The organism is Chelatococcus caeni (assembly GCF_014196925.1).
In the GTDB taxonomy this organism is placed as follows: domain Bacteria; phylum Pseudomonadota; class Alphaproteobacteria; order Rhizobiales; family Beijerinckiaceae; genus Chelatococcus_A; species Chelatococcus_A caeni.
Genome location: NZ_JACIEN010000003.1, coordinates 641071 through 662309, shown reverse-complemented (window position 1 = coordinate 662309; position 21239 = coordinate 641071). Strand labels below are relative to the sequence as shown.

Genomic DNA, 21239 nt, shown 5'->3' with positions numbered 1-21239 from the left:
TCAGAACGATCGCAGCCACGCTGCCAGACGAGGCAGCCGGCGCTGGACGCGGGTCGCGACGACGTCGCGGTAGCGGTAGGCGAGGATCGCCAGCACGGCGATGCCGGCAGCCGCCACGATGAGGCCGATCTGGCCGGCGAGTGCCGGGTCGATGACGGTGGACACCGCGTCGGGCGCCACGTCGCTGCCGCCGGCGAGCGCGCCGCCGCCGGCGGCCGTCGCGGTCTGCGCCTTCGCCTTGGCTCGCGCGTCGATGTCGCGTTGCAGGGCCGACAAGGTGGCGCGGCCGATCTTGCCGTCGACGGTCAGGTCACGGTCGCGCTGGAACGATCGCACGGCATCGGCGGCGATCTCGCCCTTGTGCGGGCCGACCGCGTAGCCGAGCTTCTCCAGCTCCTCGCGCACCGCACCCTTCTGAGCATCGTCGACCGCAACGACGAAGACGGCCCAGGCGCCGGGCTTCGCCGACAGGGTGGCCTTTGCGTCGCTGTGATACTTGCCGCGGAAGATCTTGTCGGCTTCGCGCCGGCGCCGGTTCTGCAGCCCCGCGACCACACGTCCGCCGGCCTTGTTCCACGTCTTGAGCGACGCCTCGGCTTCAGTCAGCTTGCCCGCGTTGAAGAGCTTCACCCACGTCGCGTTGTGGATCCGGCCCGTGTTCCAGTCGAAGTGGACGGCGCCGTCGAACGCTGCCTGATTGTGCGGCACGACGCCCTTGGCCACCGCCTTTCGTACGCGCGGTTCGTAGTTGCGGGCAAGCGCGAGCCTCGTGAGCCGATCGCTCTCGGCCGCGGTGATGACCATTCCCGCGTGCGGCTTGACGACGCCCGAGGCCGCCGTCAGGCCCGCCCCGATAGTCCACACGCCGGCGATGTCGCGATAGGCCTTGAGGACGTCCCCTTCCTCGACCTTGAGATCGGCGAGGCCGCGCTCGCTCGTCGAGTAGTTCGAAAGGGTCTGCATGAAGTCCTCCGACGCGGCTGTCGTCGAAGGACGGTATGTTGGGGAGCCCTCTGCCATCGCCCCGGAAACGCTTCAGGGGCAGCTTGCGAACGATGCGGAAGGACGGCCGATAATCGACGCTTGAGGCGCCCCGCGCAAGAGCCTCTTCGGTTGTTCAGAAGAGGCTCTTTTGCCGCCGGTCGGGAGCCTGCATCGCGCGGCGCCGTGCCCGGCGCTGGCGGATGGCCCGCTCGGTCATGCCGAGCTCCGACGCGATGCGCGCGGCACTCGCGCCGCCGTTCTCGAGTTCGGCATAACGCCGGTCGATCTCCCGGCGCATGCGGGCGAAGGTCCCGGCCGGCCCGAGCGGAATGTCGAGGCGCCCCGGCCCGAAGCTCTCGACGATGGCGCGAGCCGCATCCCAGCCGACAGCCTCCACCAGCCAATTGCCTTCGTGCAGGCGGACGGGCAGGTCCACGCGCCTGCCGCCGTAGCGCTCGGCCAGCACGAGCGCGACGTCCAGGCCGGCCGCGTCGGCGATGGTGCGCAGCACTGAGGGCAGCCAGGACGGGCTCATGCCAGCACCACGCCCTGGATGGTCAGCGCGACCGTCGAGACCATGGCCGAGCGGTTCCGCATGACGAGGCGCACCGTATAGGAGCCGTCCCGGCAGCCATACAGCCGGCCGGACTTGGTGACATAGCCGTCCGCGGACAGCTGGTCATGGAGACCTCGCAGGCGCTCGCTGGCCGCGAGCAGCTGCTCCAGCGTGACCGACCGCCTGCGGTGGGACTTGCGTGCCATCGTCACCTCCCCACCGACCGGACGGCCCTAAGGTCGAAGCCGTATTCGCTGGCGATCTCGCGCGGCGACCAGCCGATCGAGCGCAGGGCGCGGACCGTGCGGATGTCGGCCGGCGACAGTTCAGCCGGCGCGGCCTCAGCCGCGGCCGTCGGCGGCAGGTCGACCGGTTCTGGCTCGACGGGAGCCGGCGCGACCGGTTCCGGCTCCACCGGCACGGGCGCCGGCGGCTTCGGCAACTCGGCCGAGATCGGGGCGAGCTGGGCGACGCCGCAGGCGTGGGACCACGCCGCATCGATCAGCTGCTCGACATAGGTCGAGAGGCGCAGGCCCTTTTCCCTCGCCCGCTCGGAAAAGACTGCATGGAGGCGAACCGGCAGCGCCACGGTGACCGGGATCGGCCGCTCCTGCTGGCGGTACTTCTCAGTGACTTGCACCATGGCCCTTCCTCAATTCCGTCTCCAGCGCGAGCTGGCGCTTGGTGAGTTCGACGAGCTGGGCCGTCAGCACCACCCGGCGGTGGCTGTTCGGCCGCAGGCGAGCAATCCGGTCCTGCAGGGCGGCGCGCTCCGTTTCCATTCGCGCGATCGCCTGAAGGTCGTTCCAGACCAGGAGCGGCGGCGGGGAAGCGGAGCGGCCCGGCATCGGTCACGCCCTCCGCTGCGCCCGGCCGGATTGCCGGCCCCGCAGGTGGTGTCGAAGCTGGTGGCCGAGGCAGGCCATCATCGTGTCGAGGTCGGCATCGCTGGTCTCTGGTTCCAGCCGCACATCCGGGCAGGGCAGATCCAGCTGCCGGAAGATCTCCAACTGAGCGGCGATCACATTGCGCTTCGGGCAGCGGATCTCGCCCGAGCTGGTGACGGCGCCGCCCTGTCCGCGCTGGACGACGAAGTGCTTGGCGCTCCAGTCGACGCCGGCCTCCCGCGACAGCCACGCCTTCAGGCCCTCGATGGCCGTGCTGGCGTCCTCCCGGTCGATCAGGAAGCGTGGATGCGTGATCTTCGTCTGCCGCTCGATGAAGGCGATCAGGGCGCTGTCGTCGCGGTTCTCGATCACGCCGAGGTGATAGCCGGCGAGCCAGAGGGCGCGCAGCACGGATGACCAGCGCCCGCTCATCGTCTTTCCCGGCCTGCGGCCGGGCGGCGCCACGGACGCCGTCAGCACGTTCAGCCGATCGATCACCCGCGCGGCCTCCTGCCGCGTCAGGTCGCGCGAGGAGCGCTTGCCGGTGAGACCTTCGAGCAGGTCCCGGCGGCTGTCCTCGTCGAGGCCCGCCGCCTTGGCTGAGGCGTGGATGCGGGCGATCTGCCCGGTGGTGATGGCGTTCTGCATCGTCAGTCCTTCCGATGCGTCAGGAGCAGAGGTTGCTGTGAGGCGAGTTGCCGTGCCGAGCCGCGCGGGGCCGGCCGCTTGGGCGACACCGCCGAGGCGGCGCGCCGCATGGTTGCAGTCTGCTCCCGACTGATTTCGTGGAGATCCTGCAGCAACATCCCGAGGCGGATGGGATCGCGTACTTCGACCTCGATCTTCACCACCGTCGTCGCGCTCGCCTTCACTGAAGCCGAGAACGTCTTGAGGCGGGCATCGCTGTCCTTCCAGGCAATGGACCGGTACGTCATCGGGCGGTCTCCCGCTGAGAGATCGGGACCGGGCCGCTGCCGTAGGGGTTGACCACGTCGGCCGGTTCAACCGCTTCGAGCAGCTCTGCTTGAAACTCGGCCTGATCGACCTCCGTGGGGACTGCGATGTGCGGGATGAAGGCAAAGAGGGGATGGCCGGAGGCCGTGTGGCCCTTCCACACCCGAGCCGGCACGCCTGCGATGGTGACGAAGTCGGCAGTGCTTTCGAGGACAATCTTCATCGTCCCGCCTCCTCGATCAGGCGAAGGACCTTGCGCCCTCGCTCGGTGATCCCTGCCTTCTGGGAGGAGAGGTCGGTGGCGAATAGAAACTGCCTCTCCAGCACTTGGATGGTCTTGACCCCGATGAGGGTGCCGCCGGCCCAAAAGCCTTCCGGGCTGCGCGTAAGGCTGCCGTTGGCCAGCGCACGCAGGGCGATGACCTGGGCATTGGAGAGGCGCGGCTCGCCATAAAGGCAGCGACGCTTGTCGAGACGTTCCTTCATTGCTTCACCCTCCAATCGGGCCGTAGGCCGGCTCGCCGGCGCGGCGGCGAGCAATCTGTTCCTTGAAGCTCTTCCAGGCTTCGTACGCCTGGACGTCCGTCGTGGCCTCGGGGATGCCCGGCACGAGCAGCGTCTTGCCGTCGTAAGCGTGCCGCGCTGCGATCGAGACGCGGCGGCGGACGGACTGCTCGCCGCCCCTGTCGACCGGGAGCGCGCCCTCCGGGATGCGCGGTCCAAATTCAATGACGCCGGTGCGCCAAGCGTAGGCGTAGAACGAGCGGGCCATCGTTCCCTCCATCACGCCTTGGCGAGATCGATGGTCACCGGCCGCCATTCCGCATCGTGCCGGTCGCGCTCGTAGCAGCGCACATAGGTCTTGGAGCCGATGACCCGCATGGCATCGCGGATCGCCTCCATGGCCCGCTGCCAGCGCTCGTCTTCGATGTCGAGGCGCAGCAGCATGAAGATCTCGGCGCGGTTGATCTGGCCCGCCTTGTCCGTGTTGAAGGCGCGGGTGACGATGGCGCGGATCTCGGGGCGGCTGTCGGCCGACCACTCCATCAGGCACTCGTCGATCAGCTCCTTCGCGTGCTGGAGCTGCGGCCCGAAGTCGATGTTGTCCTGGACCTGCACCTGCACCTTCATCAGGCCGTCGAAAGTGGTGAAGGTCTTGTTGCCCTTCGCGCCCCCTTTGCTCGTGCCGTATTCCTGGGTGAGGATGGCCTCGAAGGCGCCGAGATCGTCGAAGGTGTGCTGCTTGAACCGGCTGATCTGTGCCGACAGGGCCTTGGCGTAGCCCATCACCTTGCGGACGGTCTCGTCCTCAAGCTGGTCGGCCGGCTTGATGGTGTCGACCGGCACGAGGTTGCCCTTGGCATCAGGCATGTAGATCTTGCCGTGCACCTCGACGGTGCCGGCTGATCGGGCGATGGTCTCAGACATGGGTTTCTCCGTCGGTAGGCTCTCGGCGCGGCCGAATGCACAGCTCCAGGCCGAGCACGTTCAGGGCAGCGTCGAAATTCGCGAGGTTGGGATTGGTCCGATAACGCCAGTCGCAAACCGTCTTCGGCCCAAGGCCGGCCCGCGTGGCGCACTCTCGGATCGTGGTCATTTGCGCATTCAGCTCGGCAATGAACTGGCGCACGAGGGGATGACTGTGCGACGGGAGCGGCAGCTTGCCGCGCCAGCGCGTGCCATGCCTGTTGCCGACAGGACGGGCGCGTTTCGTCATGCCGCGTCTCCTCCTGTCGGCGAAGAGCAAGGCAGCGCCCGCTGGGGGAACGGCACGACGTTGTCGACCGCGGCCGGCGCAGGTTCGCGGACCTCAAAGCGTCCGACGAGGTCGAGATCCTCGGCGATGGCGAGCAGCTCGCGCCGCTCGGCCTCGGCGGCTTCCAGCGCGCGTGCCTCGTCGACCATGTCGCTCAGACCTGCCGCAAGTTCGCGGGCGAAGTCCCCGTCGACGTGGAGCCCTTCGGGATGGCGGGCGAACATGTTCTGCAGCGCCTCCAGCATCAGGCTGAGCGGCACGTCTTCGGTTGTGGCCGGGAAGATCACCATGGCGGACCTCATTCGGCATCGACCGGCTGACTGGACAGCTGCTGCCAAGCCTGCCGGATGTGACGGACCGAGAGCGGTTCAGAGGCGCCGGCGGCGATCATGCCGGCGAGGCGCAGCGTCTTCGTCATGCCGCGCAGGGCGCCGGGCTTGCGGGCGATCGTCTTGAGCAGCTCGATCTCGGCCGCGCCGGCGATGCCCCACGCCTCGATCAGCTGGCAGATGTCCTTTGCGCGCGGCTTCGGCTGGGTGACGCGCATACCCACCCGCGAATAGAGCTGAGCGAACTGGGAGGACCGCGCCTCGCCGCTGCCCTGCAGCCGGCTGTAGACGCTCTCGTTGCCGGCGACGGCGACACCGCATTTGGCGAGGTCCTGGATCGTGCGCAGCTGATCGAGCGCCGCGCTGGAGAGGTGCTGCGCCTCGTCGATGACGATGAGGGCGGCGGCTCCGCGAAGCCGGTTGCAGATGGCCCGGCTGATCCACGTGCTGCGCCGCTCCACCACGCCGATCGCGTCGGCGAGCGCCGACAGCATGTTGTTCGGGGACGAGAGCACCGGCTCGGCCGTCATGACGAAGACGTTGGAGGAGCGCTTCTGGTACTCTTCGATCGCCATTGTCTTGCCGATGCCGGCGCCGCCGACCACGACGGCGAAGTCCGGCGCGCTCTGCGCGAATGCCAGCACGTCCATGATGGCGTCCGCAGTGGGTGTGGCGACGAACTCGGGAGCCTTCGGCAGGATCGCTGCCGTCTGTTTGCGCTCCCGTCGGGTTTCCAGCCAGCGCTGCACGGACCGGGCGATCTCGGCCGTCTTGCCCTTATAGGTTCCGCCCATCCACGGCGTGAAGGTGCCGTAGGCGATGCCGGCCTCGCGGGCGATGGCAGCCTGACTGAGGCCCTCCTGGGTCATGATCAGGCGCACCTCAGCGCGCAGCGCGTCCTGATCGTTCGCGGTCATTTCCAAGGTGATGGCGTCCATGGTATTGTCCTTTGCTTCGACAGTGACTTTGGCGGCGCGTGACGTTCAGACGTCCGCGCCGTCCTCTTGTCGGGACACGATGCGGAGCTGCCGCACCGCGCGCCCGAAGTTCTCCAGCACCGCGTCCTGATCGTGTTGTTCGTCGGGGGCATTCGCCGCCTGGACGGCGACCGCGACGTTCCCGAAGACGGGGCGCACGACGCGCGTCTCGGGCGGTTCCGGGGCTGTGATGGTGGGCATCATGGCGGCGACGTCCGCCGGCGAGAGACGCCGCTCGGCCTTTGCCGCCGCCTTCATCGCCTTCAACCAGGCGCTGCGGGCGCGGGCATGGGCGCGGCCCTGTTCGGTCGAGAAGAAGCCGACCGCGTCGAGGCAGGGCGCGTGGCCGAGATAGGCGCCGTCCGCGCGATAGATGTGCACGCCGTCGTGCAGCGCCTGCGGATCGAACCGCAGCACGACCTTGCGGCCGAGCTGCGCGACGAGGAACTCTGCCCAGTACCGGTTGCCATCGAGGTAGACGGCCCCGTCCGGCTGGCGCGCGGTCACCAGCTCGGAGGCGAGCAGCCAGAGGCGGCGTTGCTCAGGCGTCGCCTTGCGAACCGGCGAGACCTCGTAGGAGGCCGTGAACGCTTCCATGAAGGAGCGCCCGGCGCACACCTTCGTGCGCCGGCCGACGCGGGTGTTGTGCTCAATGATGGCCTCCGACACGACACGCAGGAAGACTTCGAGCGGCACCGCACGCGAGCCGTGGTTCTCGGGCTTGTTGGCGATGGTGTTGCCGGTCCATGCCCCGGCGAAGCGAACGTCGCGGGCGATGTTCTGCGCGAAGTCGCGGAAGGCACGCTCGATCGGCTTCGACTGGCCGTGGAAGGGCGTCGTCCAATGCACCTCGCAGCCGAGCGAGGTCATGATGCCGGCCGGTTCCTCGTCCTTGACCTTGAAGCGGTAGCGGTTCGGCGTGCCGCCCGTGATCCACTTCGAGGCGAAGTTGCGGCCGTTATCCAGCGTGACGTGGTCGGGGATGCCGTAGTTTTCGACGACATCGCCGAATGCGAGCCGCACGGCGTCCCGGTTCTCGGTCTTGTCGACCCGCCAGGACAGGATGAGCCCGGAGTAGAGATCCTGGAAGGCGACCATGCAGGGCCGCGTGATCTCGCCGTCCGGCCAGCGGACGAAGTTGTCCCACTTGTGGCCGTCCGCGTTGACGGCCTCCAGCGCGTGGAAGACCGACCGGTCGCGTTCCTGCGCCGGATAGAGCCTCTTGAGAGCCTCTGCGCCCTTGCGCAGATAGGTGCGCGTCGCCGGGTCGATCGAGGCGATCCGGCGCTCCAGCGTCTTGCGCGAAGGGATCTTCCAGCCGCGCTCGGCCGCGACCATCTGCAGCTGCCGATAGCAATGGGCTGCGGTGGGCTGCTCCTGCCGAAGGAAGTTCCCCTTGAACCATTCCCATGCCTCGGGATCGCACTCGACGGCGGCCTGCCGGCCAGCGTGCCGCGGCGCAAGGTATGGCAGCCAGTCCGCCGGATCGACGCCGTCCACCTCGCTCTGCCAGTTATACAGCGTGCGCAGGGAGACGCCGGCCTCGCTGGCGACAAGCTGCAGGGCAACATCGCGCTGGGTGCCGGCGAGCGTCAGATCGCGCACCGCCATCAGCGCATCGAACTTGGCGCGCGCCTGCGCCTTCTTCTTGTCCGGCAGCTGATCGTACCAGCGCCAGAGTTCCTCGCGGCTAAGGTCGGCCTTGGCCGTGGCCCTGTCTGGCTGCTCCGCGGCCTTGCGGGCACGAAAGGCCAGGATGGTCTTCGCGCGCACCGGCAGGGCGTCGAGCCTATATTCGAAGCCGCCGCCACGACCTTTGCGCTTGCGCCACTTGCCGGCAGGGTTCTGCGGATATTCCTCGGCTGGCTCGCGCCAGCCCTCGTCATCGGCCTTCTTGGCGATGCCTTCGCGGGTGTTGGGCAGGCCGGGCAGTTTCTCTGCGGCGAGATCGGCCGGGCTCCACCATTCGCGTGTGACGAAGCCGTTCACAACACGCCTCCCGTCTTGAGCTGGCGGCGCACTGCGTCGATCTCGCGGTCCATCTCGGCGCGCTTCTCCATGCGCTCGGCGAGTTCGATCGCTGGCAGGTAGCGGCGTTCGATGACCGCCCAGTCGAACATGGAGGCGATGAGTTCGAGGAGGCGCCGGTCGCGGGTCGCGTGGATGAGCGCGACGAACCGCACGATGTTGATGATGTGCTCCTCGCGCGCCTCGGAGGCGTAGGCGTTGAGCATGTTCTCGCTGACCGCCTCGCCGAGATAGGCACTCATCGCCTCCGCCACGGCCCCGCGGGGTTTGCCGCATTCCTTCAGCGTGAGCGACATGGCGCGGGCCAGCGACGACGCCAGCGATGCCGCGCGCACCTTCTCGACGGGAAAGGACTTCACGGGCTCGCTCGGCACCCAGCCGAGCAGATCCAGTTGATCAGGGTTGCGAATTCTGGGGTTCCTGCGTCGCGTCATCTCCATGCTCCCGAAAAGATCCGGGTGGCCGCGCTGGGCATGGGGGAGCGATGGCGCGGCCACCCGGACAAGACAGGGAGGAAACTGCGGGTTAGCCCCGCCACCGACCACTGACGCAGGTCGCGCGCTTCCCCTACACTCGACGCGTCACCAAACGAGCTGGGGGAAAGGGGAATGAGCGAACTCACCGCCGATGGCGCCCTGCACATTGCCAACATGCGCATCGACGCCCTGGAGGCGATCGTCGTGGAACTCCTGGTGGAACTGGAGGCGCGCAAGCGCTTGTCGCGCGCCGATGTTGCCAGGACCATGCTGAGAGCCGAGTGTGCCATGATGCAGAGTGATGTTGCCGCTGAGCTGGACGAAGGTGGGGAGCGGGAAACCGATGGCGCCGTCCGCCTCACGAGCGACGTCGTCGAGCACCGCCTCGGCGCGGCGCCCGAGTTTTATCTGGCGCGGACGGCGCAGCATCGCTGGATGATGGAGGGGCAGTCCGGCCCGAGCCCGCTCGAGCCGCGGCAATCCGCTCGTCGAGCCAGGCGCGGCGGGCGGCGTTGAGGGCTCGGGCGTTGTCCATGCTGAGCCAGCTCTGGCTGCGACCGGCAGCGCGGCCACGCACGGTCTCCAGCAGGTCATCAGGCCCCATGTTGGCCAGCACGACGATCAGCCAGGAAGCCTGTTCCTCCGTGAGGAACGCCGCGAGATCGCGAAGGCAGTCGCGCGCAAATCGGTCCGACTGTTCGTCAGTCGCGACCTCGCAGAAGGCCACGAGGGCTTTCTTCGTAGAGCTGGGTGCCCCGCCGCCCCTGATCTCCCGAATGAGTTCGTCGAGCGCGTTCAGTCTCGCCTCGGCGACCTCGGGCGCGTCCAGCAGAGCGGACAGTGCCGACACGCACTGTGCGCCCGTCCATCCCTCGGCCATGGCCAAGGTGATGATGCCGTGGAAGGCGGCCGCACGCTCCCGCGTGAGAGCTTCATTCGCCCAGGAAAACACAGCCGCACCGTCGCGGCTTGAGAACGCCTGCATCACAGAACCTCCTGCAGCATCGAGAGGGCGCGCCCGGCCTCCTGCCCCCACACTGCCGCACAGCCGATGAGGAGAGCGGCCAGGATCAGCCACATGGCCGGGATGGAGATGAGGGACGCACCGAAGCGGGTGTCGTGGGGAGTGCGCATGACGAGCCTCGTTAAGCCGCCGCCTGGGTGAGGAAGACGAAGCCCTGGGCTTCGAGATAGGCGAGGAACTCCGCGCGCGAGCGGGCGCCCGCGCGGCGCCATGCCTTGAGCAGCGCCTCGTATTGCTGGTCGGCTTCGGAGGGCTTCGCCTCGCGTTCGCCCCGCAGCGCCTTGACCGCCGCCCCGACGCTCTTAGGCGCGTCGCCGCCGGCGAGGATCATGTCGACCACCGCCCGCTGCTCGTCGGGGCCGAGCTTGGCCAGCGCATCGAGGTCGACGCCCTTGTCCGCGATCCACGTGCCGGCGATGCGGGCACGCACGTCCGGGGAGATCTTGCTGTAGCGGGCGATGGAGCGCCGGACATCGCGCTCGGAGACCCTGAGCTTCTCGGCGACCTCCGATGCAAAGGACAATTTTGTCCGTTGCATCCAGCGCGCGGCGGCGCCCGCCTCGCCCTGCCGGGTCTCGGGATACAGCTCCTCGTAGATCCGCTTGCGTTCGGCGAGATGGGCGGCGTGATCGAGCGGCGACAATTCGCGCCGCATCAGGTTTTCGTCGATCTCCCGCAGGCGCGCTTCGAGCTTCGAGCCGCTGAAGACGGTTGCCGCGATCTCGGTCCAGCCGAGCATCCGGGCCGCTTCGAGCCGGTGCATGCCGGCGATCAGGGAGTGTCGGCCCTTCTTGTCCGGCGACGTCACCATGATGGGCGTCTGCTGCCCGTTGATGTCCATCGACTGGGCGATGCCGACGACCCAGTCATTGTCGACCTGCCGCAGGCGGTCGCTGGTGATGATCTTGTCGAGTGGGATGTTCTGGACGGTCAGTCCCATGTTCAGGCTGCCTCGTGCATTTGACAGTGACCGGCAACGCGGGGGGCGCTAGATTTCGAACGTGAGCGGCGCTGGGGGCGCCGGCTGCCGTCGACGTTGAAGCGGCTCGGCCAGATGTGCCGGGGCGCGACACCAAGGGCGCCAGCGATCGCCAGCTCGCCGGCAAAGTTGGGCTTCCGCAGCGCGTGGCGGCACGCGTGATCGGGCAGTCCGTTCGCAAGCGACAGGCCCGTGAGGGTCCAACCGCGCTTGCGAATGGCGGCCTTGATGTCTTCGGGATGCCAGTCGCGGGAGGTCCGCTTTGCCATGCCGTTTCCTCGGGTGCCCCGGCCCTGCCAGGCCGGGTTTTTAGGGCGTGCGTTAGGTCCGTTCGGAGATAAGATGGTGTACTTTTCGAGACCAATCAAGCCCCAAAAACAGATTACAGTTCCATTTTCTCTACCGACGCCGGGGTGGTGCGCTAATTCGTTGTTTTACAATGGTTTTTGCACCACTTCCGCGCTGACTTTCAGCCTGATCGGTAGCATTACAGTTCGGTGGGCGAACTGTAATGCATGACGCGGTAGCAAATCGGCTACGCATGGCGCGTGCGGTCACCAAGTGCTCTCAGGCCGAATTCGCCCCGAAGGTCGGCCTATCGTTGAGTGCGCTGAAGCGCATAGAACTAGGACATAACGTCCCGAGCGGAGAGACTTTGCTGGGCTACGCGCGACTAGGCTTCAGCCCGAGTTGGATCCTCACCGGCGACGGCGCGATGCTGCTTGGTGGCTCGCATTCGGGTGTTTCCGAAAATGGCACAACGCGAGGCGACGCAAGGCCGACAGCCGCTCCGGCTTTTGAGGGCTCGGTCGCCCTCGATGACGATCTCTTTCGCGCCGTGCGCAAGCTCGTGGCGCAGGTTCATGCCGATGAAAGGGTGCGCCTGCCGCAGGAGGCACTCTTCGAGGAGGTCGTTCGTTGGTATAAGGAGGTCTGGGCCCGCGGCGAAGATAGCGCGGAGCGCCTCACGCAGATGGGCTGGCTGGAGACACGGCTGCGTAAGGAGTTGCAGGCCGCCCGCACCGAGCCCGGCACCGGGAAACGCTCGGTTTGATGATCATAGACTGCGCCATCTGAGAACGCAGCCTAACGGCGGCCAATCGGGGTTTCCCATAGGCCAAAGGTCTATTTTGAAACTAGAGCTAATTTCCGCGGTTAAGAGGTGTGGGGGCGGGAATTTAGAGGCGTCTAAGAGGGGCTGGCCGCGCGCGCCACGATCTGCAATATCAAGTGTCCCGCGCCCGCCGCCGCCGCTCTTCTGCAAATTCAAAGAGCAGCGCACGCCGCGCCGCCCAGGAGGCCCTGAAACCTATGCCGTGCCGCCACTTTCGCCCGATCGATCCCGCCAGATCCCACCTATTCCCACCTCTGCAGGATTAAGTGTCCCCCTTCATCCTATACCGACCGTCACCGCTCGGTGAGCTTCAGCTCGATGCGGCGGTTGCGACGGAATGCGTCTTCGGTGTCGCCGAGCTCGATGGGCTGGAATTCGCCGAAGCCAGCGGCGAGCAAGTGCTGGGGCGGCACGCCCTTCTCGACGAGATATTGCACCACCGAGATGGCGCGCGCCGCCGACAGGGCCCAGTTGGACTTGTACTGGCCCGTGCCGGACAGGGGGCGCTTGTCGGTGTGCCCGTCGACGCGCAGCACCCACGGGATGTCGGGCGGGATCTCGCCGGCGAGCTCGAGGACCGCGCTCGCGATCTTGTCGAGCTCGGCCGAGCCGGCGGGCAGGAGCGTCGCCTGGCCCGTGTCGAACAGCACCTCGGATTCGAAGACGAAGCGGTCGCCGACGACGCGGATGTCGGACCGGTTGCCGAGGATCTGCCTGAGGCGGCCGAAGAAGTCGGAGCGGAAGCGGGCAAGCTCCTGCACCCGCTGGGCGAGCGCGGTGTTGAGGCGCGAGCCGAGGTCGGCGATACGCGCCTGGGATTGCTTGTCGCGGGCCTCCGAGGCCTCGAGCGCCTCTTCCAGCGCCGCCAGCTGCCGGCGCATGGCGGCGAGCTGCTGGTTGAGCAGCTCGACCTGGGCGAGGGCGCGCGCGGAAACGTCCCGCTCCGCCGACAGCGCGCCTTCGAGCTCGCCGACGCGCCGGCTGGCCGCATCGCCCTCGGCCGTGCCGCTCGTGAGCAGGCCCGAGAGGCGGCTGCGCTCGGCCTCGCTCGCCGACAGCGTCGACTGGAGGAGGGCAAGATTGTCCTGCAGCTCCTTCTTCGAGCCGCGCTCGAGGGCGAGCAACTCGGTCAACTCGGCGATCTGTTGGTTGAGCCGCTGCAGGGCGGTGTCCTTGCCGGAGATCTCCTGCGACAGAAAGAACTGCAGCAGCATGAAGACCGACAGCAGGAAGATGATGGCGAGAACCAGGGTCGACAGCGCGTCGACGAAGCCGGGCCAGTAATCTATCCGGCGGTCGGAACGGCGGGCGCGGGACAGGGCCATGCTAGTCGATCCGCGCGCGCTCGGAGTTCAGGCGCTCGAGCAGCATCTTGATCTCGCGCTGGTGGCTCGCCTGGGCCTCCACCCAGTCGCGGATCATCTGCTGCTCGGTGCGCATGTGCTGGACGAGGCCCTGGATGCCCTCGGCGAGATTGGCCATGGCATGGGTGGCGGCCCGCCCGCTCTGGCCCTCGCCGACGGCGGCGGTGAGCCGCTCCAGCGCGGCCGCGACGTCCTGCCCGGCGGCAAGGGCCGGCGTGCCGGGCATGGCATCGAGCGTGACGTCGGCGACGGAGGCCGCGAGCCAGTCCTCCAGCTCGGTGTAGAAGCGGTTCTGCGCCTGGCCCGCCTGCAGGTCGAGGAAGCCGAGGACGAGGGAGCCGGCGAGGCCGAAGAGCGAGGACGAGAAGGAGATGCCCATGCCTCCGAGCGGCGCGGCAAGACCCGCCTTGAGCTCGTCGAAGAGGGCGCTCGCCTCCCCGCCGGTGCGCATGGACTGGATGACCTTGCCCACCGAGCTCACCGTCTCGAGCAGGCCCCAGAAGGTGCCGAGCAGGCCGAGGAAGACGAGCAGCCCGGCGAGGTAGCGCGTGATGTCGCGGCTCTCGTCGAGGCGCGCGGCGATGGAATCGAGGATGGCCCGCAGGGTCGCCGTGGGCACGCCGCCGCGGCCGAAGCGGTCGCCGATCAGCGTCGCCATGGGTGCGAGCAGCACCGGCATGTCGGTGAGGGCGACGCCGTCGCCGCTGCGGCGCAGGTTGTTGACCCAGCGCACCTCGCGGAAGAGCCGCGCCACCTGCCGCAGGGCGAGCACGATGCCGATGAGCAGCACCCCGAGGATGATACCGTTCAGCGCCGGGTTGGTGAGGAAGGCCGACCAGATCTGGCGGTAGAGCACGAAGGCGAGGAAGCCCACCAGAATGAGGAAGACGCCCATGCGGACCAGGTAGATCCGGGGGGAGGAAAGCTTGATCGTATCGCCGGCCGCCATCTCAAACCATCGGGTTGTGTCCAGAGGGACTATACACCCATGTTCGCCGGGGAATACCCGGCGATCAAGCCGGCACGCGTCGCGTCACGTGCCGACAATGGCCCTTCCTTGCACGTCTTGTCGGCATCTTCGTGACTGCGCTGCAAGGTCGCTGCGCCGCAGGAGCTGCCGCTCAGGCGCGCGCGCCCTTCAGCACCTCGAGCAGCTCGCGGTGCAGCGTTTCGTTGCCGCAGGCGATGGAGCCGCTGGCGACCGGGTTGACGCCGCCGTCGGCATCGCTCGCGAAGCCGCCCGCCTCGCGCAGGATGGCGAGGCCTGCCGCCATGTCCCAGGAATTGAGGCCGCGCTCCCAGAAGATGTCGAGCCGCCCGCAGGCGACATAGGCGATGTCGAGCGCGGCCGAGCCCGAGCGGCGCACGCCGGCGGCGCGCACGGAGACGGCGGCAAGCTCACGGATGAGCTGGCCATGGCCGCCCTTGCCCAGGTGCGGGATGCCGCAGCCGACGAGGGCCTGCGGCATCTCGCGGCGGGCGGAGACGCGGACGCGCCTGTTGTTGAGGAAGGCGCCCTTGCCCTTCTCGGCGACGAACATCTCGTCCTTGATCGGGTCGTAGATGACGCCGGCCACCAGCTGCTCGTCACGCTCGAGGCCGACAGAGATGGCGAAGTGCGGGAAGCCGTGCAGGAAATTCGTCGTGCCGTCGAGCGGATCGATGTGCCAGCGGTGGCTCTTGTCGCTGCCCTCGACGATGCCGCTTTCCTCCATCACGAAGCCGTAGCCGGGACGGGCCTTCTCCAGCGCCTCGCGCAGCGTCTTCTCCGCCTTGCGGTCGGCGGCCGAGACGAAGTCGCCCGGTCCCTTGAGCGTCACCTGCAGCGCCTCGACCTCGCCGAAGTCGCGCTTGAGCGAGCGGGCCGCCTTCATGACGGCGTCGGTCATCACGGTGATGAGGGGGGAGCGGATCATGCCTTGGGGTCTTTCGTCACTGGAATGGCGGCCGGGCGGCGGGTTTGCCCCCGCTGCGCGGCGCGGTCAAGGGCCGATGCCGAATTCGAGGCGTTCGGCCCGTTCACGGGCGTTGTCGGCGGCAGCCTTGCGCTGCTCGTCGGTGAGGGTCTTCAGGGTGTCGTCGAGCCAGCTGTCGGCAAGGCCCGCCTGTGCGGCGAGCATGTGCCAGGTGGCGGCCTCGACCGGATCTGCCGGGCGGCCGCGGCCGGCGGCGAGGATGCGCGCCAGCCGGTTCTGGGCGATGGGATTGCCGCCCCACGCCGCACGCTCGAACCAGCGCGCCGCCTCTTCCTCGCTACGCGCCGTGCCGTCGCCGTTGAAGAGCGCGATCGCGTATTCGACCTGGGCCGGCACGTTGTCGTTCTCGGCGGCGCGCGCCAGCCATTCGGCCATCTTGATGCGGTTGACGGGCACGCCGCGCCCTTCGCGGTAGAGCACGGCGAGCGCGTATTGCGCATCGGCGATATCGGCTTCCGCCGCCCGTTCGAGCAGCGCCACCGCCCGCGCGTCGGCGGCTTCGGAGCGCCTCGGCAGCAGCAGCAGGGCGAGGTTGTAGGAAGCGACCGGGTGGCCCTTGCCGGCGGCCTCTTCGAGCAAGGCCTCGGCCCGGGTCCGGTCCCGGTCGAGGCCCCGCCCGTCCATGGTCAGCATGGCGAGCGCGAAGGTGGCATTGGCATCGCCCTTCTCGTGGGCGAGCCGGTACCAGGAGGCGGCCTCGGCGAAATCCCGCGGCACGGCAAGGCCTTGCGCATAGAGCTCGCCGAGCAGCGTCATGGCGGCGGCGTCGTTGCGGTTGGCCTCCACGCGCGCCGTCGCGTATTTCAGGGCCGACACGTAGAGCCCGCGCTGATAGGCGCCGTAGGCGAGGTCGCTGCGGTCGCTGGGCAGCGTCGGGATGAGCGGGGCAGCCTGCTGGGGCGTCGGCAGGAGGCGCGTACGCCCGGCCTCGGCCGGCGCGGCGCCTTCCGCGGGCGGGGGCAGCGTCGGCTGCGCGGCCGGCTGGGCGATGGCGGCGGCGGGCAGGAGGGCGGCAAGAGCGACGGCGAGGCGCAACCTCATCGTTGCGGCACCTCGGCGGAGGCAAGCGCCCCGAGCGCGCAGGCCACGGCCTTGGCCGGCCCTTCGGGGGCGGACCAGACCGCATCGCCCACCGCGACGAACTCGACGCCCGTCTCGGCGAGCGGTGTCACGTCCTCCAGCGTCGGCGCGAAGGCGACACAGGGGACCGCGAAGATCTCGGCCCACCAGGCCGCGCGCTCGACCACCTGCGCGAAGGGCGGCAGGACGGCATTGGGCAGTGGTTCGCCGAACATGACGTAGTCGATGTCCATCTCGCCCGCGACCATGGCATCGTGCTTGCCGCGCAGCCCGCCGATGCCGACGATGCGGTCGGGCTTCATGGCTTCGAGCGCCTCGCGCGCCGCCGCGATCTCGGCCGGCGAGCCGGTGCCCGTGATGTGCACACCGTCGGCTCCGCCGCGAATGGCGACGACAGGCGCGCCGGCGACGACGACGGCGGCGCCCTCGTTCTGGGCGATGGGCGCGAGCGCCTTCACCTGCTTGATGGCCGCCCGCTCGTCGCTCGTGGCGAGCCGCAGCAGCACGGCCGCGATGTCGCCGACCTTGCAGGCCGCCTCGAGCTGCGGCGCGAAGGCCTCGACATCGGTGACGAGGGGGGAGACGAGATAGAGACGGGGCGTGAGGTCGGACATGGCCCTTGAGGTACCCGAGTAACGAGAGCCCGTGCCGGTCCGGTTGCAGGGCAATCCGGCCGGCTTCGGCTCCGAGGCGGCGTCGTCCGCGCCGGCTGCCGGCAGCGTGAGGTCGCGGGGGGCGACTCTAGAGCGCCGTGCCGGAAAGTGGAAACCTGTTTTTGAAACACGGAGGGCCGCCGTGCGGCGACCCTCGCGTCCTGCTCCGGTCCGGGAACCGGCCGGGCATGGATCAGGCGATCTTCGGGGCGAGCTCGCCGGAGCGGTAGCGCTTGGCCATCTCCGACAGGGAGACGGGCTTGATCTTGCCGGCCTGGCCCGCCGTGCCGAACTGCTCGAGGCGCTCCTTGCAGAGCTTGGTCATCGCCTCCATCGCCGGCTTCAGATATTTGCGCGGGTCGAACTCGCCCGGGTTCTCCGTGAGGATGCGGCGGATCTGGCCGGTCATCGCCATGCGGTTGTCGGTGTCGATGTTGATCTTGCGCACGCCGTGCTTGATGCCGCGCTGGATCTCCTCCACCGGCACGCCCCAGGTCTGGGGCATCTTGCCGCCGTACTGGTTGATGATGTCCTGCAGATCCTGCGGCACGGAGGAGGAGCCGTGCATGACGAGGTGCGTCTCGGGCAGGCGGCGGTGGATCTCCTCGATCACGTGCATGGCGAGGATGGCCCCATCCGGCTTGCGCGTGAACTTGTAGGCGCCGTGCGAGGTGCCCATGGCGATGGCGAGCGCATCGACCTGGGTCTCCTTGACGAACTTCACAGCCTCGTCCGGGTTCGTCAGCAGCTGGTCGTGGCTGAGCTTGCCCTCGGCGCCGTGGCCGTCCTCCTTGTCGCCCATGCCCGTCTCGAGCGAGCCGAGCACGCCGAGCTCGCCCTCCACCGAGACGCCGCCGTAATGGGCCATCTCCGTCACGCGGCGGGTGATGCCGACGTTGTAGTCCCAGTCGGCCGGCGTCTTGCCGTCCTCCTTCAGCGAGCCGTCCATCATCACGGAGGTGAAGCCGTGCTGCATGGCGGTGACGCAGGTCGCTTCGTTGTTGCCATGGTCGAGGTGCATGCACACAGGGATGTGCGGGTAGAGCTCGACGAGCGCGTCGATGAGGCGGGCGAGCACCACGTCGTTGGCATACTGGCGGGCGCCGCGGCTCGCCTGGATGATGACGGGCGCGTCAACGGCATCGGCCGCCGCCATGATGGCGAGGCCCTGCTCCATGTTGTTGATGTTGAAGGCCGGCACGCCGTAGCCGTATTCGGCAGCGTGGTCGAGCAACTGACGCAGGGTGATGCGAGCCACTGTACTTCTCCGCTAGACTGGCCGGGCGGGCGTTGGCTGCCCGCCCCGTTATGGTTGCCGCGCCTCAGCCGGCGCGCAAGGCCTCGACGCCGGGCAGGGCCTTGCCTTCCATCCATTCGAGGAAGGCGCCTCCCGCCGTCGAGACATAGGAAAAGGCTTCCGCTACGCCCGCGTGGTTCAGCGCCGCGACCGTGTCGCCGCCGCCGGCCACGGAAACGAGCTTGCCTCCCGCCGTGCGCTCCGCCGCATGGCGGGCGGCCGCGACCGTGCCGGCGTCGAAGGGCGTGAGCTCGAAGGCGCCGAGCGGGCCGTTCCACACCAGGGTCGCGGCGTCGTCGATGGCCGCGCGCACGCGCTCGATCGACTGCGGGCCGACGTCGAGGATCATGCCGTCCTCGGGGATGGCGTCGAGGCCATAGGCATGCGAGGGGGCGTTCGCCTCGAAATGCCAGGCCACCACCGCATCGACCGGCAGGATGATGGCGCAGTTGTGCGCCGAGGCCTTCTCCATGATCCTGAGCGCCGTCGTCGCCAGGTCCTTCTCGGCGAGCGACTTGCCGACGGGGACGCCTTGGGCGTGCAGGAAGGTGTTGGCCATGCCGCCGCCGATGACGAGGGCATCGACCTTGGTGACGAGGTTTTCGAGGAGGTCGATCTTCGACGATACCTTGGCGCCGCCGACGATGGCGACGACGGGCCGCTTCGGCGCCTCCAGCGCCTTGGCCAGGGCCTCGAGCTCGGCCTGCATGGTGCGCCCGGCATAGGACGGCAGCACATGGGCGAGACCTTCGGTGGAGGCATGCGCCCGGTGGGCGGCGGAGAAGGCGTCGTTGACGTAAAGGTCGCCGTTGGCGGCGAGCGCCTTCACGAAATCGGCGTCGTTCTTCTCCTCGCCCGCGTGGAAGCGGGTGTTCTCGAGAAGGACGATATCGCCGTCCTTCAGGGCGGCGACGGCCTCGGCGGCCGCCTCGCCGATGCAGTCCCCGGCGAAGGCCACCGGCCGGCCGACGTGCTCGGCGACCGCGGCCGCGACCGGCCTCAGGCTGTCCCTGGGCTCGGGCTTGCCCTTCGGGCGGCCGAAATGGGCGAGCAGCACCACGCGGCCGCCGTTGTCGGCGATCTCGCGGATGGTCGGCACGACCCGCTCGATGCGGGTGGCGTCGCTCACGCGGCCATTCTCCATCGGCACGTTGAGGTCGACGCGCAACAGGACGCGCCTGCCCTTCACCTGCGCATCGTCGAGCGTGCGAAAGCTCCGGGTTCCAAGGCTCGGTGTCCCATGGCTCGGTGTCCCATGGCTCATAATCCAATGCCTCCGGGCAGGAATTTGATGAGGGCGACGGTGAAGCTCGCGGCCAGCACCGCCGCGATGACCGCCGCGACGATGAGGGCGGAATAGCCCGGCAGGCGGGCGACCCTGTCATGCAGCGCGGCAAGGTCGCTCTGGCGGGCGAGCTCGCCAGAGAGGTTCGAGGTCGCCTGCACCTTGTCGTCAAGCCGCAGCATCAGCGCCTCGCTGCGGGCGTGCTTCTCCTCGAGCCGTGCCGCCTTTTCCTCGATGCGGGCGAGCTGCTCCGCCAGGGAGCGGGCGCTCGGGGTGGCGGGGGGCGCCGGCGGGTCCTCGACGGGGGCAGGGGGAGAAGCCGGCGGCGGGGCCGGCGCAGGGGCCGGCTCGGCAGGGGCGGCGGCCGGCTCGGCGTCAGGGGCTGACTGAGGCAGAAAGGGTTCGATGCGTTGGCCACCTGTGTCGCTCATTGCGGTCTCCAGCTCGCCCCCCGTCGAACCCCTCAAGTAACGCGGGACGCGGACGTTGGGTCCGCGCCCCGATGCATTTTCAGGCCAGCTTGCCCATCGCCACGGCCGTGTCGGCCATGCGGTTGGAGAAGCCCCACTCGTTGTCGTACCAGGACATGACGCGCACGAGCGTGCCGTCCATCACCTTCGTCTGGTCGAGCGCGAAGGTGGAGGAGTGGCTGTCGTGGTTGAAGTCGACCGAGACGTTGGGGCTCGCCGTGAAGCTGAGGATGCCCTTCAGCTCCTGCGCGGCGGCGCGCTTGATGGCCTCGTTGACCTCGTCCTTCGTCGTCGCCTTGCGGGCGATGAACTTGAAGTCGATGACCGAGACGTTCGGCGTCGGCACGCGGATGGAGACGCCATCGAGCTTGCCGTTGAGCTCCGGCAGCACGAGGCCGACAGCCTTGGCGGCGCCGGTCGAGGTCGGGATCATGCTGAGGGCCGCCGCGCGGGCGCGGTAGAGGTCCTTGTGCATGGTGTCGAGCGTCGGCTGGTCGCCCGTATAGGCGTGGACCGTCGTCATGAAGCCCTTCTCGATGCCGATGGCATCGTTGAGCACCTTCGCCACCGGCGCGAGGCAGTTCGTGGTGCAGGAGGCGTTGGAGACGACGAGGTGGTCCTTCGTCAGCTTGTCGTGGTTGACGCCGTAGACGACCGTGAGGTCGGCGCCGTCAGCCGGGGCCGAGACGAGGACGCGCCGGGCGCCGGCATCGAGATGGGCCTGCGCCTTGTCCCGGGCCGTGAAGATGCCCGTGCACTCGAGGGCGATGTCCACGCCGAGATCCTTGTGCGGCAACTCGGCCGGATTACGGATGGCGGTGACCTTGATGGGGCCGCGGCCGACGTCGATCGTGTCGCCGTCCACCTTCACCTCGGCCGGAAAGCGGCCGTGGACCGAATCGAAGCGCAGCAGGTGGGCGTTGGTCTCCACCGGCCCGAGGTCGTTGATGGCGACGACCTCGATATCCTTGCGCCCGCTCTCGATGATGGCGCGCAGGACGTTGCGGCCGATGCGTCCGAAACCGTTGATGGCTACCCGAACCGTCATGG

General features: G+C 68.5%; 30 protein-coding genes. 2 read left to right on the top strand and 28 right to left on the bottom strand.

Annotated features, from left to right (window positions below):
• The 16 genes from GGR16_RS16060 to GGR16_RS15985 all read right to left on the bottom strand — a co-directional run bounded on the left by GGR16_RS16060 (window position 1) and on the right by GGR16_RS15985 (window position 8905).
• Window positions 1-963 (bottom strand): glycoside hydrolase family protein, encoded by a 963-nt coding sequence (locus GGR16_RS16060; protein ID WP_183317211.1) that lies wholly within the window; start codon window positions 961-963, stop codon window positions 1-3.
• 154 nt (window positions 964-1117) lie between these two features.
• Window positions 1118-1519, bottom strand: a complete 402-nt coding sequence (locus tag GGR16_RS16055; RefSeq protein ID WP_183317210.1) for a hypothetical protein — start codon at window positions 1517-1519, stop codon at window positions 1118-1120.
• On the bottom strand, window positions 1516-1746 hold the full coding sequence (locus GGR16_RS16050) for a hypothetical protein (protein WP_183317209.1): 231 nt from the start codon (window positions 1744-1746) through the stop codon (window positions 1516-1518). Before GGR16_RS16050 ends, GGR16_RS16055 begins: the two co-directional genes overlap by 4 nt.
• 2 nt (window positions 1747-1748) lie before the next feature.
• Window positions 1749-2183, bottom strand: coding sequence for a hypothetical protein (locus tag GGR16_RS16045; RefSeq protein ID WP_183317208.1), 435 nt, complete (start codon window positions 2181-2183; stop codon window positions 1749-1751).
• Window positions 2167-2388 carry a hypothetical protein gene (locus GGR16_RS16040; RefSeq protein WP_183317207.1) on the bottom strand — a complete coding sequence of 74 codons (222 nt, stop codon included), beginning with the start codon at window positions 2386-2388 and terminating at the stop codon, window positions 2167-2169. The genes GGR16_RS16045 and GGR16_RS16040 overlap by 17 nt, the downstream gene beginning before the upstream one ends.
• Window positions 2389-2391: 3 nt before the next feature.
• Window positions 2392-3075, bottom strand: a complete 684-nt coding sequence (locus tag GGR16_RS16035; protein ID WP_183317206.1) for a regulatory protein GemA — start codon at window positions 3073-3075, stop codon at window positions 2392-2394.
• Window positions 3076-3077: 2 nt separating this feature from the next.
• Window positions 3078-3362, bottom strand: a complete 285-nt coding sequence (locus tag GGR16_RS16030) for a hypothetical protein (RefSeq protein ID WP_183317205.1) — start codon at window positions 3360-3362, stop codon at window positions 3078-3080.
• On the bottom strand, window positions 3359-3604 hold the full coding sequence (locus GGR16_RS16025) for a hypothetical protein (RefSeq protein WP_183317204.1): 246 nt from the start codon (window positions 3602-3604) through the stop codon (window positions 3359-3361). The genes GGR16_RS16030 and GGR16_RS16025 overlap by 4 nt, the downstream gene beginning before the upstream one ends.
• On the bottom strand, window positions 3601-3867 hold the full coding sequence (locus tag GGR16_RS16020; protein ID WP_183317203.1) for a hypothetical protein: 267 nt from the start codon (window positions 3865-3867) through the stop codon (window positions 3601-3603). The genes GGR16_RS16025 and GGR16_RS16020 overlap by 4 nt, the downstream gene beginning before the upstream one ends.
• A gap of 4 nt (window positions 3868-3871) precedes the next feature.
• Window positions 3872-4153 (bottom strand): host nuclease inhibitor protein, encoded by a 282-nt coding sequence (locus GGR16_RS16015; RefSeq protein WP_183317202.1) that lies wholly within the window; start codon window positions 4151-4153, stop codon window positions 3872-3874.
• An 11-nt stretch (window positions 4154-4164) separates the two neighbouring features.
• A complete protein-coding gene (locus tag GGR16_RS16010; RefSeq protein ID WP_183317201.1) occupies window positions 4165-4809 on the bottom strand; it encodes a DUF3164 family protein in 645 nt (214 codons plus the stop codon).
• On the bottom strand, window positions 4802-5098 hold the full coding sequence (locus GGR16_RS16005; protein WP_183317200.1) for a hypothetical protein: 297 nt from the start codon (window positions 5096-5098) through the stop codon (window positions 4802-4804). Before GGR16_RS16005 ends, GGR16_RS16010 begins: the two co-directional genes overlap by 8 nt.
• Complete coding sequence (locus GGR16_RS16000; protein ID WP_183317199.1) at window positions 5095-5427, bottom strand: hypothetical protein; 333 nt, start codon at window positions 5425-5427, stop codon at window positions 5095-5097. The genes GGR16_RS16005 and GGR16_RS16000 overlap by 4 nt, the downstream gene beginning before the upstream one ends.
• Before the next feature lie 8 nt (window positions 5428-5435).
• Window positions 5436-6404 carry an AAA family ATPase gene (locus GGR16_RS15995; protein ID WP_183317198.1) on the bottom strand — a complete coding sequence of 323 codons (969 nt, stop codon included), beginning with the start codon at window positions 6402-6404 and terminating at the stop codon, window positions 5436-5438.
• Between the two features lie 45 nt (window positions 6405-6449).
• Entirely contained in the window at window positions 6450-8432 is a 1983-nt protein-coding gene (locus GGR16_RS15990) for a transposase domain-containing protein (protein ID WP_183317197.1), read from the bottom strand.
• Complete coding sequence (locus tag GGR16_RS15985; RefSeq protein WP_183317196.1) at window positions 8429-8905, bottom strand: DNA transposition protein; 477 nt, start codon at window positions 8903-8905, stop codon at window positions 8429-8431. Before GGR16_RS15985 ends, GGR16_RS15990 begins: the two co-directional genes overlap by 4 nt.
• A gap of 174 nt (window positions 8906-9079) precedes the next feature.
• Here GGR16_RS15985 and GGR16_RS15980 point away from each other — a divergent pair, with 174 nt between their 5' ends.
• A complete protein-coding gene (locus GGR16_RS15980) occupies window positions 9080-9463 on the top strand; it encodes a hypothetical protein (RefSeq protein WP_183317195.1) in 384 nt (127 codons plus the stop codon).
• A gap of 468 nt (window positions 9464-9931) precedes the next feature.
• Here the strand turns inward: GGR16_RS15980 and GGR16_RS15975 are convergent, their stop codons facing one another.
• The 3 genes from GGR16_RS15975 to GGR16_RS15965 are packed head-to-tail and all read right to left on the bottom strand — an operon-like array spanning window position 9932 to window position 11219.
• Window positions 9932-10081, bottom strand: coding sequence for a hypothetical protein (locus GGR16_RS15975; RefSeq protein ID WP_183317194.1), 150 nt, complete (start codon window positions 10079-10081; stop codon window positions 9932-9934).
• Between the two features lie 11 nt (window positions 10082-10092).
• Entirely contained in the window at window positions 10093-10911 is an 819-nt protein-coding gene (locus GGR16_RS15970; RefSeq protein WP_183317193.1) for a ParB/RepB/Spo0J family partition protein, read from the bottom strand.
• A gap of 2 nt (window positions 10912-10913) precedes the next feature.
• A complete protein-coding gene (locus GGR16_RS15965) occupies window positions 10914-11219 on the bottom strand; it encodes a helix-turn-helix domain-containing protein (protein WP_183317192.1) in 306 nt (101 codons plus the stop codon).
• A 242-nt stretch (window positions 11220-11461) separates the two neighbouring features.
• On the opposite strand from GGR16_RS15965, the gene GGR16_RS15960 reads away from it, so the two are divergent.
• Window positions 11462-12004 (top strand): helix-turn-helix domain-containing protein, encoded by a 543-nt coding sequence (locus tag GGR16_RS15960; protein ID WP_343059809.1) that lies wholly within the window; start codon window positions 11462-11464, stop codon window positions 12002-12004.
• Window positions 12005-12357: 353 nt separating this feature from the next.
• Here GGR16_RS15960 and GGR16_RS15955 read toward each other — a convergent pair whose 3' ends face one another.
• The 9 genes from GGR16_RS15955 to gap all read right to left on the bottom strand — a co-directional run bounded on the left by GGR16_RS15955 (window position 12358) and on the right by gap (window position 21237).
• Window positions 12358-13389 (bottom strand): peptidoglycan -binding protein, encoded by a 1032-nt coding sequence (locus GGR16_RS15955; RefSeq protein WP_019404322.1) that lies wholly within the window; start codon window positions 13387-13389, stop codon window positions 12358-12360.
• 1 nt (window position 13390) lies between these two features.
• On the bottom strand, window positions 13391-14377 hold the full coding sequence (locus tag GGR16_RS15950) for a flagellar motor protein MotA (protein ID WP_183317190.1): 987 nt from the start codon (window positions 14375-14377) through the stop codon (window positions 13391-13393).
• Between the two features lie 172 nt (window positions 14378-14549).
• Entirely contained in the window at window positions 14550-15344 is a 795-nt protein-coding gene (locus tag GGR16_RS15945) for an inositol monophosphatase family protein (RefSeq protein WP_019404320.1), read from the bottom strand.
• 66 nt (window positions 15345-15410) lie between these two features.
• Window positions 15411-16445 (bottom strand): tetratricopeptide repeat protein, encoded by a 1035-nt coding sequence (locus GGR16_RS15940; protein ID WP_246373099.1) that lies wholly within the window; start codon window positions 16443-16445, stop codon window positions 15411-15413.
• Entirely contained in the window at window positions 16442-17098 is a 657-nt protein-coding gene (locus GGR16_RS15935; protein ID WP_183317189.1) for a thiamine phosphate synthase, read from the bottom strand. Before GGR16_RS15935 ends, GGR16_RS15940 begins: the two co-directional genes overlap by 4 nt.
• A gap of 232 nt (window positions 17099-17330) precedes the next feature.
• The gene (gene fba, locus GGR16_RS15930) at window positions 17331-18395 is read right to left on the bottom strand and encodes a class II fructose-bisphosphate aldolase (RefSeq protein WP_183317188.1); all 1065 of its coding nucleotides are present in this window, start codon (window positions 18393-18395) and stop codon (window positions 17331-17333) included.
• Between the two features lie 64 nt (window positions 18396-18459).
• Window positions 18460-19698, bottom strand: a complete 1239-nt coding sequence (locus GGR16_RS15925; protein ID WP_183317187.1) for a phosphoglycerate kinase — start codon at window positions 19696-19698, stop codon at window positions 18460-18462.
• The gene (locus GGR16_RS15920; RefSeq protein WP_183317186.1) at window positions 19695-20150 is read right to left on the bottom strand and encodes a hypothetical protein; all 456 of its coding nucleotides are present in this window, start codon (window positions 20148-20150) and stop codon (window positions 19695-19697) included. Before GGR16_RS15920 ends, GGR16_RS15925 begins: the two co-directional genes overlap by 4 nt.
• A 79-nt stretch (window positions 20151-20229) precedes the next feature.
• On the bottom strand, window positions 20230-21237 hold the full coding sequence (gap, locus tag GGR16_RS15915) for a type I glyceraldehyde-3-phosphate dehydrogenase (RefSeq protein WP_019404032.1): 1008 nt from the start codon (window positions 21235-21237) through the stop codon (window positions 20230-20232).
• Between the last annotated feature and the right edge of the window lie 2 nt (window positions 21238-21239).

Coding starts and splice junctions, on each gene's coding strand:
- GGR16_RS16060 (WP_183317211.1), bottom strand. CDS start 963: ATGCAGACCCTTTCGAACTACTCGACGAGCGAGCGCGGCCTCGCCGAT.
- GGR16_RS16055 (WP_183317210.1), bottom strand. CDS start 1,519: ATGAGCCCGTCCTGGCTGCCCTCAGTGCTGCGCACCATCGCCGACGCG.
- GGR16_RS16050 (WP_183317209.1), bottom strand. CDS start 1,746: ATGGCACGCAAGTCCCACCGCAGGCGGTCGGTCACGCTGGAGCAGCTG.
- GGR16_RS16045 (WP_183317208.1), bottom strand. CDS start 2,183: ATGGTGCAAGTCACTGAGAAGTACCGCCAGCAGGAGCGGCCGATCCCG.
- GGR16_RS16040 (WP_183317207.1), bottom strand. CDS start 2,388: ATGCCGGGCCGCTCCGCTTCCCCGCCGCCGCTCCTGGTCTGGAACGAC.
- GGR16_RS16035 (WP_183317206.1), bottom strand. CDS start 3,075: ATGCAGAACGCCATCACCACCGGGCAGATCGCCCGCATCCACGCCTCA.
- GGR16_RS16030 (WP_183317205.1), bottom strand. CDS start 3,362: ATGACGTACCGGTCCATTGCCTGGAAGGACAGCGATGCCCGCCTCAAG.
- GGR16_RS16025 (WP_183317204.1), bottom strand. CDS start 3,604: ATGAAGATTGTCCTCGAAAGCACTGCCGACTTCGTCACCATCGCAGGC.
- GGR16_RS16020 (WP_183317203.1), bottom strand. CDS start 3,867: ATGAAGGAACGTCTCGACAAGCGTCGCTGCCTTTATGGCGAGCCGCGC.
- GGR16_RS16015 (WP_183317202.1), bottom strand. CDS start 4,153: ATGGCCCGCTCGTTCTACGCCTACGCTTGGCGCACCGGCGTCATTGAA.
- GGR16_RS16010 (WP_183317201.1), bottom strand. CDS start 4,809: ATGTCTGAGACCATCGCCCGATCAGCCGGCACCGTCGAGGTGCACGGC.
- GGR16_RS16005 (WP_183317200.1), bottom strand. CDS start 5,098: ATGACGAAACGCGCCCGTCCTGTCGGCAACAGGCATGGCACGCGCTGG.
- GGR16_RS16000 (WP_183317199.1), bottom strand. CDS start 5,427: ATGGTGATCTTCCCGGCCACAACCGAAGACGTGCCGCTCAGCCTGATG.
- GGR16_RS15995 (WP_183317198.1), bottom strand. CDS start 6,404: ATGGACGCCATCACCTTGGAAATGACCGCGAACGATCAGGACGCGCTG.
- GGR16_RS15985 (WP_183317196.1), bottom strand. CDS start 8,905: ATGACGCGACGCAGGAACCCCAGAATTCGCAACCCTGATCAACTGGAT.
- GGR16_RS15980 (WP_183317195.1), top strand. CDS start 9,080: ATGAGCGAACTCACCGCCGATGGCGCCCTGCACATTGCCAACATGCGC.
- GGR16_RS15975 (WP_183317194.1), bottom strand. CDS start 10,081: ATGCGCACTCCCCACGACACCCGCTTCGGTGCGTCCCTCATCTCCATC.
- GGR16_RS15970 (WP_183317193.1), bottom strand. CDS start 10,911: ATGGGACTGACCGTCCAGAACATCCCACTCGACAAGATCATCACCAGC.
- GGR16_RS15965 (WP_183317192.1), bottom strand. CDS start 11,219: ATGGCAAAGCGGACCTCCCGCGACTGGCATCCCGAAGACATCAAGGCC.
- GGR16_RS15960 (WP_343059809.1), top strand. CDS start 11,462: ATGCATGACGCGGTAGCAAATCGGCTACGCATGGCGCGTGCGGTCACC.
- GGR16_RS15955 (WP_019404322.1), bottom strand. CDS start 13,389: ATGGCCCTGTCCCGCGCCCGCCGTTCCGACCGCCGGATAGATTACTGG.
- GGR16_RS15950 (WP_183317190.1), bottom strand. CDS start 14,377: ATGGCGGCCGGCGATACGATCAAGCTTTCCTCCCCCCGGATCTACCTG.
- GGR16_RS15945 (WP_019404320.1), bottom strand. CDS start 15,344: ATGATCCGCTCCCCCCTCATCACCGTGATGACCGACGCCGTCATGAAG.
- GGR16_RS15940 (WP_246373099.1), bottom strand. CDS start 16,445: ATGAGGTTGCGCCTCGCCGTCGCTCTTGCCGCCCTCCTGCCCGCCGCC.
- GGR16_RS15935 (WP_183317189.1), bottom strand. CDS start 17,098: ATGTCCGACCTCACGCCCCGTCTCTATCTCGTCTCCCCCCTCGTCACC.
- GGR16_RS15925 (WP_183317187.1), bottom strand. CDS start 19,698: ATGAGCCATGGGACACCGAGCCATGGGACACCGAGCCTTGGAACCCGG.
- GGR16_RS15920 (WP_183317186.1), bottom strand. CDS start 20,150: ATGAGCGACACAGGTGGCCAACGCATCGAACCCTTTCTGCCTCAGTCA.
- gap (WP_019404032.1), bottom strand. CDS start 21,237: ATGACGGTTCGGGTAGCCATCAACGGTTTCGGACGCATCGGCCGCAAC.